Here is a 16,001-nt window from a genome sequence, read left to right as displayed (position 1 = left end):
TTTCTACACATGGCAACGCTTTGGCGCTTCTACGGATTCTCGTTCGTTTTCACGCTTTTCTGTCTTGGCCTCGCCGTCTGGTACGGCTGGGTCAGCACGGCTTCGGTTACCGGAACGCTATCGCTGCTGTGGATCGTCGCGGTCCTGTCGGTGCTGGAGATATCGCTCAGCTTCGACAATGCGGTGGTCAATGCCTCGGTGCTCAAGGAAATGGACGAGGTCTGGCAGCGCCGCTTCCTGACCTGGGGCATCGCCTTTGCCGTGTTTGGCATGCGGATCGTATTCCCACTGGCGATCGTCGCCATCGCGGCGGGGCTCGGCCCGGTCGAGACGATCAATCTCTCGCTCAACGATCCGCGCGAATATGAGCGGATCGTGTCCTCCGCCCATGTCGGCATTGCCGGCTTCGGCGGCGCCTTCCTCGCGATGGTCGGGCTGAAATTCTTTTTCGATCTCGACAAGGAGGTTCACTGGATTTCGGTTGTCGAACGCAAGCTCGCCAAGTTCGCCGCGCTGCCCGCGGCCGAGATCGCGCTCCTGCTGCTGGTGCTGTGGGGCATCTCGACCACGCTCGCGCCCGACGAGGCGCTGACATTCCTTGTTGCCGGCATCCTCGGGCTAGTCACCTTCATTGCCGTGGAGGGCATCAATGCCATCCTCGAGCTGAAGGAAGAGGCAGCCAAGCTCCAGGGCGCGGTCGTGCGCAGCGGACTGGGCGGCTTTCTCTATCTCAACGTGCTCGATGCCAGCTTCAGCTTCGACGGGGTCATCGGGGCTTTCGCGCTATCCAACAACATGATCGTAATCGCGCTGGGCCTGTCGATCGGTGCGATGTTCGTCCGCTCGATGACGATCCACCTCGTCCGCAAGGGCACGCTGGCGGCCTATCGCTTCCTCGAACACGGGGCTTTCTGGGCGATCATCGTGCTCGGCGGGATCATGCTAGGCTCGGCCAAGGTGCATATCCCTGAAACGATCACCGGCCTGATCGGCGCGATCCTGATCGGGCTCAGCCTCTGGTGGTCGGTGCGCTACAACCGGCGTCATCCGCAGGGGGATGCTGCGCCAGCCGATTAGCAATCGGCGCTGCCACTACCAATTGGAAGAAGTGGTAGAGCAATAGCGCGATAACAATGAACCCGGCCTCTTCGGACGAAAACAGGATCGTGGCCAAGGGGGCGCCGACCGCCGCGCTCTTTTGCGCGCCAGCGAAAAGGAAGGCAATGCGATCGGGGCGTTTGAGGCGCAGCGCGCCGCCCGCCAGCCACGCGCCCAGATTTCCCGCGACAAGGAACGCCGCCACCAGCGCCGCGATCACTAGCCAGTCCAGCCCATCGACCCGGGTCCAGATGCCCTGCTCGACCGCGCCCGAGAAAGCGACATAGATTGCCGCTGCAATAGCAATCCGGTCGACCCAAGCGATCTTGGGCTTATGCGCCGCGATGAAGGCGCCCGTGAACCCCTGCAGCGCCTGGCCGATTGCGAAGGGCAGGATCAACAGCAACATGATCTTGCCGATCACGTCCATGCCCACGGCACCGCTGCCGCTGCCGCCCAGCGCGAGGAAGATCGGCACCGTGACGAAGACGCCAAGGATATTGAGCAGCGCTGCCCCGACTACGGATAGCGCCACATTGCCTTTCGCCAGCGAGGTATAGGACGTGGCCGATTGCACGGTCGAAGGCAGCGTCCCTAGGTAGAGGAAACCGAGCGCCACCGAGGGGGCGAGCCAGCCCTGACCCAATGCGGCCAGCGCGGCACCGATCAGCGCCATCGCGCCGAACACCCACAGCACCAGCGGCAGCAGGAACCGCCAATTAGCAATGCCAGCAGCGATATCGCGCCGCGCGATGCGCATGCCGTTGAGCAGGAACAGGATGAAAATCGCTGCATTGGCCACTGCCTGCGCCACGCCTCGCGCGCTACCGGTGGCGGGCAGGAGGGCGGCAAGCAGGATGGCGGCGACCAGCATCCGCACCATGGGATCGGCAAAAACGGTTCGGAGCGTCATGCGCGGCCCTTGCCTCTACCGTGCAAGCTTGTCGAGTTCCTCAGCGCGTGCTCGCCGACACGGAACGCAGTTTCGTTTCAAGCTCGCTTCTTGCCGCCTCCTCGCTTTCGGGCAGCGCATCGATCAAGGCGGCAATCGCCAGCGGGTTCATCGGCTGCAGTTCATGCGCCGCGAGCGCGTAATCGAGCGCCCCGTCGCTATCATCGAGCTCCCCAGCAGCGATGCTGCGCGCAGCGAGAACCCACGGAACGCGCGCCATTCCGAGAGCCATGGCATGATCGAGCAATTGCGCAGCGCGCTCCCAATCCCCTGCGGCCGCGAAAGCATCCGCGAGAAGCGCCGCGGCCTCTGCATTCATGGGATTGTCGCGCACATAGCTCTCGAGCAGACGGCGGGTCTCGGCGGCGTCCTCCTGCGCCGCTGCGAGCCGCAATGTCAGCGGCCATGACCGCCGCACCAGCGCCGATCGTGCATAGGCCGCGCGCGCAGCAGCTTTGTCGCCGCTAGCGAATTCTGCATCGCCGAGAATGGCCTGCGCATCGCCCGAGCCGGGAAAGCGTTGCGCGAAACTGCGGGCCCTGCCGACGGCCGCCACGGCGTCTTCGCTAGCAATCGCATGGCGAACGTAATCGCGTATCTCCAACCCGCCCATGTCAGGGGAGACGGCAAGCGACGCGCGCGGCGTGAGGCCGGGCAGGACCGCAAGCTCGGACGGACCAAATGCCGCCAGATCGAGAAATTTTGCTGCACGTTCCCGCTCGCCAAGCGCCTCGTATGCCCTGCCTACCAGCATGCGCAGGTAGATCGACCCCGCGCCACTCGACGCGGGCGCAGCGAAGCGATGCACCAACTCGCGTTCACCGCCGCTGCGGGAGAGTGCATAGGCGAGCAAATCCCCGACCCGGCGATTGTCGGGCTGGCGCCGGTGAAGGCGAGCGAACGTGAGCGCCGCGCTCGCGTAATTCCCATCGTTGAGCGCGATAAGCCCCGACAGCAGACGGGCAGAGGCGACATTGTCGCTCGCCAGTCCCGATCGCGCGAGCAAGTCGCGAGCCGATCGAAAATCTCCACCCCGCGCAGCGATCACCGCCTGGACGAACATGCCGCGCGGAGTGGAGGCCGCGCGCCCACCCTCGGCACGCAGGACCCTTAACGCGTCGCGCGCACGGCCGGCATCGCCGAGCGTGGCCGCGTATTCGACCCTCAATTCAGTATTCTGCGGCTGGCGTTCGAGTGCCCTGCCGAGCAATTCGGCACCCGCCTCAAGCCCCTGCGCATCGCGCGCGAGTTGCCCGCGAAAGCGCAGCGCTTCGGCATCATTCGGATCAATCCGCAATGCCCGTTCGGCTGCGGCGATGGCCTCGAATTGCTCGCCCCCGCGATACCGCAGACGCCCGATGTCGACCCACAGCCCGGCATTGTCCGGTTCGACCCGATAGGATCGGTCGAAAGCGGCGCCGGCGGCGGGTAGATTGCCTTCCGCCATTTCGAGACGGCCCAGCAATTGGAAGCCAGCGGCGCTGCTGTCTTCCGAAAATTCGCCCGGGCCGAGCCACTCACGCGCAACGCCCAGGTCACCCGTCAGAAGCGCGCTTTCGCCGAACAGCGCGGCAAGCTCCGCGCGCGGAGTGCCTGTCGCGAGCGCCTGTTCGAGCTGGACCTGCGCCGCGAGGGCATCACCCCGCGCCAGCTGGAACCGCGCCTCCTCCAAGGGGGGTCGGTCCGACGCTGCCTCATCACATCCCCCCAGCGTCGCAAGGGCAAATGCGAGTGCTACGATCAGTCCGAGATCACGCCTGAAGATCATATTGCTTGAGTAGATCGTACAAGGTCGGTCGACTGATCCCGAGAAGCTTGGCGGTATTCGAGATATTGCCTTCGCTGCGGGCGAGCGCCTGTCGGATCATCCGCCGATCCGCCTGTTCGCGCGCCGCCTTGAGGTTGAGGGCGATATCGCCGCCGCCCTCAGCATCCTGCGTCAGGTCCAGGTCTTCGGCAGACACCAGCTTGCCGTCAGCCATGATAACCGCGCGTTTGATACGGTTTTCGAGCTCGCGCACATTGCCCGGCCAGCTCCAGCCATCGATCGCCGCCAGCGCATCGGGCGCAAAGCCCTTCACCTGCGGGTTCATCTCCTTGGCAAAACGCGTGACGAAATGCTTCGCAAGCAGCACTGCATCGCCCGGGCGTTCCGCCAGCGTCGGCACCTTCACGACAATTTCCGCAAGCCGGTAGAACAGGTCTTCGCGGAACGTGCCCGCGCCGATCATCGATTCGAGATCCTGGTGCGTGGCGCAGACAATCCGCGTGTCGACGGGGATCTGCTTGCGCCCGCCGATCCGCTCGATCGTGCGTTCCTGCAGGAACCGTAGCAGCTTCACCTGCAAGGGCAGCGGAATGTCGCCGACCTCGTCGAGGAACAGCGTGCCCCCGTCGGCCAGTTCGATCTTGCCCTCGGTCATCTTGACCGCGCCGGTGAAGGCGCCGCGTTCATGCCCGAACAATTCGCTCTCGAGCAGGTTTTCGGGAATCGCCGCGCAATTGATTGCGACGAAGGCACCCTCGCGGCGGTTGCTCGATTCGTGGACGCCGCGGGCCAGCAATTCCTTGCCCGTCCCGCTTGCCCCGAGCAGCATGACCGAAACATTGGTCGGCGCGACCCGTTCTATCGTCCGCGCGACCTTGGCCATTTCCGGGGCAGCGGTGACCATCGAGCCGAGCACAGTCCGGTCTTCGCCGACCTTTTCGGCGAGACGGCGGTTCTCATTCTCGATCTGATGCAGCCGGTATGCGCGCTGGACGATCAGTCCAAGCGTGTCGATGTCGAGCGGCTTCTGGTAGAAATCATAGGCGCCCTGCTCCACCGCGCGCAGCGCACTCGCGCGGGCACCGTGGCCTGACGCGACGATTACCTTCGTGTCGGGCTTCATCGCCATGATCGCTTCGAGCACGGCAAAACCCTCGCTGGTGCCGTCGGGATCGGGCGGCAGGCCAAGGTCGAGCGTGACCACCGCGGGTTCCTCCGCACGCAAGGCAGTCAGCGCCTCCGCGCGCGTCCCGGCGATCACGACATCGAAGTCGTCATAGGCCCATTTGAGCTGCGCCTGCAGACCTTCGTCATCCTCGACGATGAGCAGTTTGGGTTTGGTTTCCCCCATTATGCGACCTCATTCCCCTCTGCCGACTGGCTTCGACCAATAATGGATGCCGCCGATTTGAGCGGCAGGCTGATGGTAAACCGCGTTCCCAGCCCTTCGCGCGATTCGACATCCAGCCGCCCGCCCATCGAACGGATCAATTCACGTGCCTCGAACGCACCGATGCCGAAGCCTCCGGGCTTCGAGGAGACGAACGGTTTGAACAGGCCGTTGCGCAGGAACTGCGGCGACATGCCACGCCCATTGTCGATCACCGTCGCCTTGCCCGAAACCCCATCGCTATAGACCTCAAGCATGACCGAACTGTTCGCATCGCTCGCATCGATCGCGTTCTGGATGAGATGCACCAGCGCCTGATCGAGCGCGTCGGGATTGCCCTCGACCGCGACCGGCTCGGTGCGGAGCACCGCTACCGGGTGGACCTTGCCCAGCCGTTCGACCGCCTGCCGCGCCGTGTCGGCAAGATCGAACTGGCGCGGCTTCTCGGTTCCCGGCGGACCATAGCGTCCGAGGCGCGCGAGCAGCGTGTTGAGCTTGTCTGCACTGCTGCGCAGCGTCACGAGCATGTCCTTGCGGAATTCGGGCTTGTCGGCATGCTTCTCCGCATTGCGCAGCAGCAGCGACATCTGGCTCGACAGGTTCTTGATGTCGTGCATCACGAAGGCCATGCGGCGATTGAATTCGTCGAAGCGCCCCGCTTCGAGCAGCGCAGCCTGTCCAGCCTGTTCCGCGAGGTAGCTGGCAAGCTGGCGACCGACGACCGACAGCAGATCGAAATCCTCCCAGTCGAGCCGGCGCTCGATCAGTGGGCGCGACAGGATAACCAAGCCGACGAGGCGATCAAAGTGTAGCAGCGGAACCGCCGCCCAGGCACGCTGGTCGTTACGCATCCAGTCGGGAACCGCGGCCTGCTCTCCGCGATGGTCCACACCGTCGCGCACTTCGTCAAACGCGATGATCAACTCGCTGCTTTCGAGAATAACGCCAAGCGAGGCCGGGGCTGCGCGGGCCGGAATCTCGACATTCGACCAACGCCAGTTCGCGGCGAGTTCGAAAGAGCCATCTTCGTCGGGTACGAGCAGGACGCCCGAGGGACTATCGGTGATATCGGCCAGCGCCTTCACGGTGCGTTCCTGCAGGCTGATGTTGTCAAAGCCGGTGGTGCCGATCGTATCGGTGAAACGGATCCACTCATTGCGATAGTCGTAGCGGTGCTTGAACAGGTGCTTGATCGCAGTGACCCGCAGCCATCCGCGCAGCCGATCCGAAGGAAGCCAGATGAGCGCCAAAGCGCTGGCGGTGATGATCAGGCCGACCTGCGTCATCCGCGCGAGATCGCCTGTGAGCATATCGAGCCAGCGGGCGAGCCCCAGCATCAGGCCGAAATAGATCCCGATCACCAGCAACGAGAGGAAGCGGAAGGTCACCGCTCGCGACGGACGGAACTCCAGATCGGGCGACCGGCTATTGAAGCCCAGCGCGAACGGCACGGCCACCAAGGCGGCAGCCACCCCGCGCAGCGCGGCGAGTTCACCCGGCAACGCGCCGGTGATGTAGCCGATCGTAAAGTAATTGAGATCGAACGCCCACATCCCGGCCAGTGCAGCCGCGTTCCAGCGCAGGATCTGGCGCGATGAAGCGGCAGCGCCGGCATAGAGATTGTGCAACAGCACCAGCGCGCCCACCGAGACCATTATGCGGAACAGCGCCGCGGTTTCGAAAGTCAGCGCGCTCAGTTCGGGCGTTACCGCATAACGCCTCGCGATCAGCAACAGGACGAATTGAAGGACTTCGACAAAGCCGAGTGCAAAAACCGCCGGGCGGACCAGCCGAAGCGTCTCGTCGCGTCCGTCATTACCGAACAGGCGGAACAGCATGAACAGCCACGCGAGATTGCGCGCGATCTCGGTCAGTTCAACAATCGGTCGACCAGGCTCGAAACTGGCAGCGGCGAAGCACCAGTTCGCAGTCAGCGCCAGCGCGACGACCGCAGGCGTACGGTCGGCACGCAGCGCGTCGCCCTTGCGTCCGATCCAGATCGCCGCCAGCGCGCAGATCACCGCGCCCAGCGAATAGCCGATATAGGAAAAGCTTGCGATCCAGCCCATCAGCGCGCTCCCTCAGACCAGATGATCACCCGTGCGGTCTGCAGCAGGATGATGATGTCGAGGAAGGGTGTGTAGTTCTTGGCATAATACAGGTCGTATTCGAGTTTCTGACGTGAATCCTCGACGCTGGCGCCATAGGGATAATTGATCTGTGCCCAACCGGTGATCCCGGGTTTGACCATGTGGCGCTCGGCATAGAAGGGCAGTTCCTTCTCGAGCTCGACCACGAAAGCGGGCACTTCGGGCCGTGGGCCAACGAAGCTCATCTCCCCCTTCAGTACGCTCCACACCTGCGGCAATTCGTCGATGCGCACGGTGCGGATCAGGCGGCCCACACGGGTGATGCGCGGATCGTCCTTGTCCGCCCACTTCGCTCCGTTAGCCTCGGCATCGGTGCGCATCGAGCGCAGTTTGACCAGCGTGAACTCCTGACCGTAAAGCCCGACCCGGGTCTGCCGGAAGAAGGCGGGTCCCTTGCTTTCCAATTTCACCAATATGGCGAAGATCGCCACCAGCGGTATTCCAACGATGAGGATCACCAGACTGACGAGGATGTCGAACAGGCGTTTGCCGATGCTCGACAGCCGGCGACCGGAGGAGAAACCGTCGGAGAAAATCAGCCAGCTGGGGTTGAGCGTGTCGAGATCGACACGGCCCAATTCGCGCTCGAGAAAGCTCGAGAAATCGCTGACCATAACGCCCTTGGTCTTGACTCTCAGGAGGTCCTTGAGCGGCAGCGAATTGCGCCGCTCCTGCAGCGCGAGGACCACTTCGGTAGCCCCAACCCGCTCGACGAAGCGACCAAGGTCGGCAATCGATTCGCGCGGTACGGCGGTCTCAAGAGTCGGCTCCGATTCCCCCATCGCCACGAAAGCACCGACGGCGAAGCCGCTCTCGGGGCGGCGCGAAAGCCGTTCAAGCCGCTCCGCCCGCGCGCCCGCGCCAAGCACCAGGACGGTCCGGCGGAATGTCTCCACGCCCAGCATCCTGCTGCCGAGGATCCGGTTGGCGATGAGCACGACAATCGCAATGCCCATCGCGTAGAGCAGGACCGAACGCCACAACGCCGATCCGGGCAGGAAGAAATTCATGAGCGATATCGCCAGTACGCCGAGGCTGACCGCGACCAGCAGCCGCGCGGTAGCGAAGCGCATCGAGCGCAAGGCCTCGGGGCCATAGGCCCCGACCGCGATCATCGCCAGCCAGATCACCCCGGCAAAGCCGCCGATCTCCAATACGCGATCCGAGAACTGGCCATCACTGATCCCGATCTGCCAAACGCGCAGTCGCCACGCCGCCTCGCCCGCGAGCGAAAGCAGCATGAGATCGATCAGGGAGAGCAGCACGACATTGTAGGAGATGTAGTGCTTGAACAGGCGGATCATTCGGTCCGGCTCGCGAATTGCTGGTGTCGGAAACCTTGACTAGCAGACAGGGATGAACCGTCGGTAAATTTTACACTCTCACGCAAAAGGGCGAGGAACCCGCAAGCTCCCCGCCCTTTCGTTATCGTCAATACAATCTAGTTGGTGACGGCTTCCTCGACCGCCTCGCCTGTATTCTGGGCGGCTTCGCCCACCTGACTGGCGGCCTGGCCGACTTCATTGGCAGCGCCCGCAATGGCATCGTCCTTGGCCACTTCGGCGCTGTTCATCTGGCTGATGAAGAGGAAGCCCACGATGGCGACGCCAAGCACCAGGAGGACCAGCACCCAATTGGTACCGCCCCGGCGGCCTTCCCCGTCCGAAACGACCGTATGCGTCGTATGGGTATTGCCCGCTGCATCGGTGGTTTCGGTAATTCGTTCTTCGGTCATGATAGTGTGCCCCTGCGACTGTAATGAGCCGAAAACGCTGCAAATCCGCCCGCGGTTCCCCGGGGGTAGGCGGATGGCGGCTAATCGGGCGCGAATTCGAACGGCGTTACGCCGCGGCGAACCGTATCGAAGGCAAGCTTGCGACCTGCCGGGGGCAGTGAACGCTGGCTACACCCGGCACGGTGGCACCTGGCACACCCGGGACCGATCGGCTGGGCATCGTCCGGCCGCAGCGATATGCCCCGCGATTGCGCGAGATCGGCAGCCAGGACCGCTTCGATACCCACCGCCACCACGAACTGGGCTTCTCCGGGGGCCCCACTGCCTTCGACCGTTCGCGCCATGGTCAGCCACCCGCCGTCACGGTCGCCCGAATTGTCGAGCGCGACGAACTGCACTTGCAGGTCGCCTGCGCGGTCGAAGGCGCGATGGGCGTGCCACAGCGGGCAACTGGCACCGGATTCGACGAACAGTGCCGTGCTCGCCCCGGTAAAGGTCTTCGAGAACTGCCCCGCCCGGTCGAGCCGGACCATGAAGAACGGCAGGCCGCGCTGACCGACACGCTGGAGGGTGGTGAGCCGATGCGCGAGCTGTTCGAAGCTGACCCCGAAACGGCGTTCGAGCACGGGAAGGTCGTACCCGGTGGCCTCGCAGGCGCGCAGGAACCGGCCGTAGGGCATCAGTAGCGCCGCAGCGACATAGCCATTCAGATGGCGGGCGAACAATGCGCGCGCAACCTCGTCATCGAACCGCGCCCCTTTGGCGACCGCGCCGATCCCGTCGGCGAATTCGAGCTGGGCAAGTTGGAGCGCGAGCTGGAAGTTGCGCGAAGGAATGCTGAGCATCTCTGAGAGCTGGACCTGCCGCGCATGGAGGTCGAGCCGGCGCAGGCTGTCGGGCAGCACATCGCGTGGGAGGATCCGCACCGACAGCTGGTGCCGCTCGCGTAAGCGCTCGGTCAGCGCGAGGCCGATGTCGCCGCGCGAAAGGCGCATGTCGTCGGCCAGTTCTTCCGCGGCAATGTCGAGATCGGCAAAATGGTTGCGCCATCGCTCGATTTCGCGCCGCGAGGCGGAGAGTGGGTCATCGCTCGCGCCACCCGCCGGGGCCACCTTGTCGTAGAGCCGTGCAAAGGCCGCTGCTGCTTGCGGGGCCAGCGCGAGGAATTCCTGCATTTCCTCGCGATCGATCCCGAGGTCGGCAAAGCGTTCGTCGGCAAAGCGCCTCGCCAGCCCGTCGATCCCGCCGATCGCCTCGTCTTCGCGCAGCGAACGCGGATCGAAGTCGAACTGTTCGACCAACTGCATCATCACCCGCGCACTGACCGGCCGCTGGTTGCGCTCGATCAGATTGAGATAGCTCGGCGAAATATCGAGCCGCGCGGCGGTGGCCGCCTGGGTCAGCCCCTCCCGCTTGCGCAAGCGGCGGATGGCCGGTCCGGCAAAGAGTGCCTCGTCAGTCATTTGTAACTTTCTTGACTACTTTACACGCTCAATAGCGCAAAATAGCCGCGATAGACAAGATTTCTTGTCAATTATCCTGTCGTCCGGCGGCTCGCTCCGCCATCAAGGGTCCAACGATTACCCTCTTATACGACAAGGATTATTCCGCATGGCCTATTCGGACCGGATCAGTGAACTGAACGAAACCATCGCCGCCAACGGCGCACCCTGGGGTGCCATCGATGCCGAAAGCGCTGCGCGCATGGTCGTCCAGAACCGGTTTCGCACCGGTCTTGATATCGCACGCTACACCGCGAAGATCATGCGCGAGGACATGGACGCCTACGACAGTGACCCAGCGAACTACACGCAATCGCTGGGCACGTGGCACGGCTTCATCGCGCAGCAGAAGATGATCTCGATCAAGAAGCATTTCGGCAATACCAAGCGCCGTTACCTCTACCTCTCGGGCTGGATGGTCGCCGCGCTGCGCAGCGAATTCGGTCCGCTGCCCGATCAGTCGATGCACGAGAAGACCAGCGTCGCCAACCTGATCGAGGAACTCTACACCTTCCTCAACCAGGCGGATGCCCGCGAACTGGGCGGCCTGTTCCGCGAACTGGACGCGGCGAAGGAAGCCAATGACGCGGTCAATACGCAGCGCCTGATAAAGGAAATCGACGAGCACGAAACGCATGTCGTTCCGATCATTGCCGACATCGATGCCGGCTTCGGCAATGCCGAAGCGACCTACCTGCTGGCCAAGAAGATGATCGAAGCCGGCGCCTGCGCGCTGCAGATCGAAAACCAGGTGTCGGACGAAAAGCAGTGCGGCCACCAGGATGGCAAGGTCACCGTGCCGCATGAGGAGTTCCACCAGAAGATCCGCGCGATCCGCTATGCCTTCCTTGAACTCGGCGTTCCCGAAGGCATCATCGTGGCCCGCACCGATAGCCTCGGCGCCGGCCTGACCAAGTCGATCGCCTATTCGACGGAACCCGGCGATCTGGGCGACCGATACAACAGCTTCCTCGACTGCGACGAAGTCGATGCAGCCGACATCAAGAACGGCCAGGTCTTCATCAGCCGCGACGGCAAGCTGCTGGCGCCCAAGCGCCTGCCCAGCAACCTTTACCAGTTCCGTCCGGGAACCGGCGAAGACCGCTGCGTGCTCGACTGCATCACCGCGCTGGAAGCGGGTGCCGACCTCTTGTGGATCGAGACCGAGAAGCCGCACGTCGAGCAGATTGCCGGCATGGTCGATCAGGTGCGCGAAGTGATCCCCAATGCCAAGCTGGTCTACAACAACTCGCCCAGCTTCAACTGGACGCTCAACTTCCGCCAGCAGGTCTATGACGCCTGGGCCGAAGCGGGCAAGGATGTCTCCGCCTTCGATCGCGACAGGCTGATGAGCATCGATTACGACGGCACCGAACTGGCCGCCGAAGCCGATGAGAAGATCCGCACCTTCCAGGCCGATGCCGCAAAGCGCGCCGGTATCTTCCATCACCTGATCACGCTGCCAACCTATCACACGGCTGCGCTCAGCACCGATAACCTCGCCAAGGAATATTTCGGCGAGCAGGCGATGCTCGGTTATGTCAAGAACGTGCAGCGCGAAGAAATCCGTCAGGGTATCGCTTGCGTGAAGCACCAGAACATGGCTGGCTCGGACATGGGCGACGACCACAAGGATTACTTTGCCGGAGAAGCGGCTCTCAAGGCCGGCGGCAAGGACAATACCATGAACCAGTTCGCTGCCGCCTAAGGAGAGGAAGGATGACGACCATGACAGACGACACTCCGAAGACCGAACCGGGCCGCGCTAGGGCGCTGTTCTCGACCGCCGATTTCCGCCTGCTGCGCACCGCGCTGACGCATTATGCGCGGGCCACCGAGGATCGCGAGGAACTGGCGAAGATCAACGCGCTGCACCACCGCCTCGGCACTTACGTCCCGGCGGACGGTTAAACCCCACACCAAGTTCTCCTGGGGAGGAGAATAGGCCGTCGGAGCGTCCCCAACGCTCCGGCGGCCACATTTTTGTCTGCTGTCCTAGCTGCCGGTGCGCGGCATCAGGTCGATCGCACTGCTGGCCAATGCCTCGGCCCCCGTTGCAATCACCTTTTCCGCATCGGGAGCCCAGAAGGGCGAATGAAGCGAAGGCAGCGACGTGCCGTCGTTCTTCAGCGCGTCGAGCATCGGCTGCGGGGTGCCGCTGATCCAGAAGATCATCGACTTGATATCCTCGGGCGCAGCGCGGCGAAACTGGCTGAAATCCTCGCCCCCCATAACCGCTGGCCATTGCATCACCCGGTTCTCGCCGAAGCGCTGCTTGAACCCGGTAGCGATGCTCTCGCTGAAGTCGGGATCGTTGAAGGTCGAGGGGGTATAGGGATCCTCGACCGTCACAGTCGGCATCAGTTCTTCGGACAGGCCCGCGGTGATCGCCTCGCCGCGCGCCACGCGCCGGATCCCGTCGAGCAGCAACTGGCGGCTTTCGTCCGAATAGCTGCGCACAGTGAGCTGCAGTTTGGCTTCATCGCTGATGATGTTGTGCTTGGCGCCCGAATGGAAGCTGCCCACGGTGATCACCGCCGGATCGAGCGGTGAGGAATTGCGGCTGACCACGGTCTGCAGCTTCATTACGATCGCGCTCGCCAGGACGATGGGATCGCGCGTGGTGTGCGGATAGGCGCCATGGCCGCCGACGCCTTTCACCGTGATATCGACGCTGTCGACATTGGCCAGCGCATAGCCCGGCGTATAGCCGATGGTGCCTGCGGGCGCAGGCGCTGCGGCATCATGGAACGCCAACGCGTAATCGGGCTTGGGGAAGCGGGTGTAGAGCCCGTCCTCGATCATCGCGAGCGCACCCAGGCCGATTTCTTCGGCCGGCTGCAGCACCATGACCAGCGTGCCCTGCCATGTGTCTTTGTGCTCGACCAGCAGCTGCGCCGCACCGATGAAGCCCGCCATGTGCGTATCGTGCCCGCAGGCATGCATGACCCCGGTGGTGACCCCGCTGGCGGGGGTAGCAGTCACTTTCGACGCGTAAGGCAGGCCGGTCTGTTCGACCACCGGCAGCCCGTCCATGTCCGCGCGCAGCAGAACGGTTGGTCCTTCGCCATTGGCCATCACCGAAACAACCCCGGTCCGGCCGACCCCTTCGGTCACTTCAAAGCCCAGATCGCGCATTCGCTTGGCCAGCTTGGCTGCGGTCTCATGCTCTTCGAAACTCAGTTCGGGGTTCGCATGGAGATCGCGGTAGAGCTCCATGAGGCCTGGCATGTCTTCGGCCAGATCGCTGCGCAGATCATTGGCCTGAGCAGGCGCAGCCAGCACCATTGCGAGTGCGGCAAGGCTGGTTGGAACGAATTTGGACATGGGTTCTGGTCTCCCTACACGATGGAACACATGGAACGGGGTCCATGGGCAGAATTCGCCGCCGCTGTATCGCCGCGGTTTTCCGGAATGCCTGTCTTGCAGACCCGGCTGCCGTAGGAAAGCCTACAGCCCGTAGGTTACCACCAGCGCGAGCGAGAGCATGGTGACCATGATCAGCACCAGCGGGACCCCGGTCCGGACGTAGTCTTTGAACTCGTACGACCCCTCGGCCATGATCAGCATGTTGGTCTGGTAGGCGATGGGGGTCGCGTAACACAGGTTGCAGCCGAACAGCACGGCGAGCACCAGCGGTTCGGGCGGCAGGTCCAGCTTGCTGGCGATGGCGAAGGCAATCGGTGTGCCGACGGTGGCGGCGGTGGCATTGGACGCGAAATTGGTGAGGAAGGTCATCGCCAGCATGATCGCCGCCAGCGCGGCAGCGGGGGAGAGATAGTCCAGCCCCACTGCCATCACCGTCCCGATCCAGTCGGCCGCGCCGCTGTCGAGGATGATCCGGCCAAGCGCGATGCTGGCTGCGACCAGCACGATGACGCTGCCCGAGAGCCCGCGGCCGACCCGGTCGAACTTCACGCAGCCGGTCACGAACATCAGGATGGCGCCCGCGAGCGAGGCAATCGCGATCGGAATCAGCCCGACCGAAGCGAGCGCAATCGAGCCACCCATGATCACAGCGGACAGCGTGGCCTTCGACCGGCGCGGCAGTTCGCGCATGCCTTCGAGCTGCAACAGGCTGTCGGCGCGGGCGAAATGCTGCATGTCGTCGGGCAGGCCCATCACCAGCAGCACATCGCCTTCGGCGAAGCGCAGGTCGCCGCCTTCGGAAAACTGTTCCTTCTCGCCCACGAGCCGTTCGGGGCGATGCGTCCCGATCACCGCGACGCCATAGAGATCGGCAATGCCCGAACTGGGCAGCGTCCGCCCGATCAGGCGCGAATCCGCCGTCACGATCATCTCGCCGACCGCGATGTCGGTGCCGGTCTCACCCGAGCGGCGACGGATTCGGTCGATCACCCAGCTGGGCGCCGCATCGCCGCGCAAGGTCGCCATGGCTTCCTCGATCGCTTCATGCGTGCCGGTCATGCGCAGGCGGTGCTGCGGGCGCAGCAGGCCCACGGGCACCTCGTGGAACTCGATCCCCGACGGCAGGCGCGATCCCAGGTCCGACAGCTCGCGCCCGTTAAGGATCGAATTTTCGGTGACGCGCAGCCGCGTCTCGAACAGCCGCTGGGCGTGGACCGCCTCAATGCGGTTGTCGCCGAGCAGACGTGGCATGACGATCCAGACAAACGGCAGCGCGACCAGCGATGCGACCAGCACGATTGGGGTGAAGTGGAAGACGCCCATCTCGGGCATCCCCAAGTCCACCGCGATCGAAACCACGAGGATATTGGTCGAGGTGCCTATGGTGGTCGCCATGCCGCCCATCAGCGAAGCGGCGTTGAGCGGGATCAGCGTTTTGGAGGCCGCCATTGCGCCGCGCATCGCGAGATGCACGAAAATCGGCATCAGCAGCACCAGCACCGGCGTGTTGTTGACCCCCATCGACAGGAGGAAGGTAACCACCAGCGAGAACAGCAGCCCGAGCTGGAGGTTGATCTTGAACAAGCGCTCCAGGAACCGCGCTGCGGGATCGAGCGCGCCGGTAACCACCAGCCCCCGCCCCATGATCATGAGCGCGCAGATGGTGATCAGCGCGTAATGACCGAAACCTGAGAAGGCGAGGCTCAGCCCGTCGGTCGGCTGGGTGTCCGGGAGCGGGAAGAAATACAGTCCAACCGCAATCACGGCAATCGTCATCAGCGAGATGATCTCGACCGACATGCGCCCACGGGCGAAGGCAATAAACATCGCGATGGTAATGCCCATTGCGGCGATTGCATGGTAGGAAGGAACCCCGATCATCCGACCGCCGAAATCCCAGTTTATCCTGCGATACGCAAGGATTTAGTTTGGTACCCCTGGCCGGACTCGAACCGGCACTTCAAAGAAACTCGATTTTGAGTCGAGCGCGTCTACCAATTCCGCCACAGGGGCACTGGGTCGGGAGCGCGGGGATTA

Annotated in this window: 12 protein-coding genes and 1 tRNA gene; 3 read left to right on the top strand and 10 right to left on the bottom strand. The window is 63.6% G+C overall.

Annotated features, from left to right (window positions below):
* Positions 1-9 precede the first annotated feature (9 nt).
* Positions 10-1,077: a DUF475 domain-containing protein gene (locus N6L26_RS03640; protein ID WP_263606689.1), complete on the top strand. Its 1,068-nt coding sequence runs from the start codon at positions 10-12 to the stop codon at positions 1,075-1,077.
* On the opposite strand, the gene N6L26_RS03635 is transcribed toward N6L26_RS03640, so the two are convergent.
* The 7 genes from N6L26_RS03635 to N6L26_RS03605 all read right to left on the bottom strand — a co-directional run bounded on the left by N6L26_RS03635 (position 1,010) and on the right by N6L26_RS03605 (position 10,556).
* On the bottom strand, positions 1,010-2,011 hold the full coding sequence (locus N6L26_RS03635) for a bile acid:sodium symporter family protein (protein WP_263606688.1): 1,002 nt from the start codon (positions 2,009-2,011) through the stop codon (positions 1,010-1,012). The genes N6L26_RS03640 and N6L26_RS03635 overlap by 68 nt on opposite strands.
* A 40-nt stretch (positions 2,012-2,051) precedes the next feature.
* Complete coding sequence (locus tag N6L26_RS03630; RefSeq protein ID WP_263606687.1) at positions 2,052-3,722, bottom strand: tetratricopeptide repeat protein; 1,671 nt, start codon at positions 3,720-3,722, stop codon at positions 2,052-2,054.
* A gap of 79 nt (positions 3,723-3,801) precedes the next feature.
* Positions 3,802-5,169 (bottom strand): PEP-CTERM-box response regulator transcription factor, encoded by a 1,368-nt coding sequence (prsR, locus tag N6L26_RS03625; RefSeq protein ID WP_263606686.1) that lies wholly within the window; start codon positions 5,167-5,169, stop codon positions 3,802-3,804.
* Positions 5,169-7,277: an XrtA/PEP-CTERM system histidine kinase PrsK gene (gene prsK / locus N6L26_RS03620; protein WP_263606685.1), complete on the bottom strand. Its 2,109-nt coding sequence runs from the start codon at positions 7,275-7,277 to the stop codon at positions 5,169-5,171. Before prsK ends, prsR begins: the two co-directional genes overlap by 1 nt.
* Positions 7,277-8,662, bottom strand: a complete 1,386-nt coding sequence (locus N6L26_RS03615) for a TIGR03013 family XrtA/PEP-CTERM system glycosyltransferase (protein WP_263606684.1) — start codon at positions 8,660-8,662, stop codon at positions 7,277-7,279. The genes prsK and N6L26_RS03615 overlap by 1 nt, the downstream gene beginning before the upstream one ends.
* Positions 8,663-8,799: 137 nt before the next feature.
* Positions 8,800-9,093 carry a hypothetical protein gene (locus N6L26_RS03610; RefSeq protein WP_263606683.1) on the bottom strand — a complete coding sequence of 98 codons (294 nt, stop codon included), beginning with the start codon at positions 9,091-9,093 and terminating at the stop codon, positions 8,800-8,802.
* Positions 9,094-9,173: 80 nt separating this feature from the next.
* Positions 9,174-10,556 (bottom strand): helix-turn-helix domain-containing protein, encoded by a 1,383-nt coding sequence (locus tag N6L26_RS03605; RefSeq protein WP_263606682.1) that lies wholly within the window; start codon positions 10,554-10,556, stop codon positions 9,174-9,176.
* Positions 10,557-10,704: 148 nt separating this feature from the next.
* Between N6L26_RS03605 and N6L26_RS03600 the strand changes: the two genes are divergently transcribed.
* Together N6L26_RS03600 and N6L26_RS03595 are read left to right on the top strand one after the other, a co-directional pair.
* The gene (locus N6L26_RS03600) at positions 10,705-12,303 is read left to right on the top strand and encodes an isocitrate lyase (RefSeq protein ID WP_263606681.1); all 1,599 of its coding nucleotides are present in this window, start codon (positions 10,705-10,707) and stop codon (positions 12,301-12,303) included.
* Between the two features lie 20 nt (positions 12,304-12,323).
* Positions 12,324-12,506, top strand: a complete 183-nt coding sequence (locus N6L26_RS03595) for a hypothetical protein (RefSeq protein WP_253522912.1) — start codon at positions 12,324-12,326, stop codon at positions 12,504-12,506.
* A gap of 84 nt (positions 12,507-12,590) precedes the next feature.
* Here the strand turns inward: N6L26_RS03595 and N6L26_RS03590 are convergent, their stop codons facing one another.
* The 3 genes from N6L26_RS03590 to N6L26_RS03580 form a co-directional block, all read right to left on the bottom strand.
* Positions 12,591-13,922 carry an amidohydrolase gene (locus N6L26_RS03590; RefSeq protein WP_263606680.1) on the bottom strand — a complete coding sequence of 444 codons (1,332 nt, stop codon included), beginning with the start codon at positions 13,920-13,922 and terminating at the stop codon, positions 12,591-12,593.
* Between the two features lie 123 nt (positions 13,923-14,045).
* Positions 14,046-15,809, bottom strand: coding sequence for an SLC13 family permease (locus tag N6L26_RS03585; RefSeq protein ID WP_318173616.1), 1,764 nt, complete (start codon positions 15,807-15,809; stop codon positions 14,046-14,048).
* An 84-nt stretch (positions 15,810-15,893) separates the two neighbouring features.
* A tRNA-Leu gene (locus N6L26_RS03580) sits at positions 15,894-15,977 on the bottom strand.
* Positions 15,978-16,001 lie beyond the last annotated feature (24 nt).

It is taken from the genome of Qipengyuania sp. SS22, assembly GCF_025736935.1.
Lineage (GTDB): Bacteria > Pseudomonadota > Alphaproteobacteria > Sphingomonadales > Sphingomonadaceae > Qipengyuania.
Note: the sequence above shows the minus strand (reverse complement) of the source record. Positions and strands in the feature narration are given on the sequence as shown.

Coding starts and splice junctions, on each gene's coding strand:
- N6L26_RS03640 (WP_263606689.1), top strand. CDS start 10: ATGGCAACGCTTTGGCGCTTCTACGGATTCTCGTTCGTTTTCACGCTT.
- N6L26_RS03635 (WP_263606688.1), bottom strand. CDS start 2,011: ATGACGCTCCGAACCGTTTTTGCCGATCCCATGGTGCGGATGCTGGTC.
- prsR (WP_263606686.1), bottom strand. CDS start 5,169: ATGGGGGAAACCAAACCCAAACTGCTCATCGTCGAGGATGACGAAGGT.
- prsK (WP_263606685.1), bottom strand. CDS start 7,277: ATGGGCTGGATCGCAAGCTTTTCCTATATCGGCTATTCGCTGGGCGCG.
- N6L26_RS03615 (WP_263606684.1), bottom strand. CDS start 8,662: ATGATCCGCCTGTTCAAGCACTACATCTCCTACAATGTCGTGCTGCTC.
- N6L26_RS03610 (WP_263606683.1), bottom strand. CDS start 9,093: ATGACCGAAGAACGAATTACCGAAACCACCGATGCAGCGGGCAATACC.
- N6L26_RS03605 (WP_263606682.1), bottom strand. CDS start 10,556: ATGACTGACGAGGCACTCTTTGCCGGACCGGCCATCCGCCGCTTGCGC.
- N6L26_RS03600 (WP_263606681.1), top strand. CDS start 10,705: ATGGCCTATTCGGACCGGATCAGTGAACTGAACGAAACCATCGCCGCC.
- N6L26_RS03595 (WP_253522912.1), top strand. CDS start 12,324: ATGACAGACGACACTCCGAAGACCGAACCGGGCCGCGCTAGGGCGCTG.
- N6L26_RS03590 (WP_263606680.1), bottom strand. CDS start 13,922: ATGTCCAAATTCGTTCCAACCAGCCTTGCCGCACTCGCAATGGTGCTG.
- N6L26_RS03585 (WP_318173616.1), bottom strand. CDS start 15,809: ATGGGCATTACCATCGCGATGTTTATTGCCTTCGCCCGTGGGCGCATG.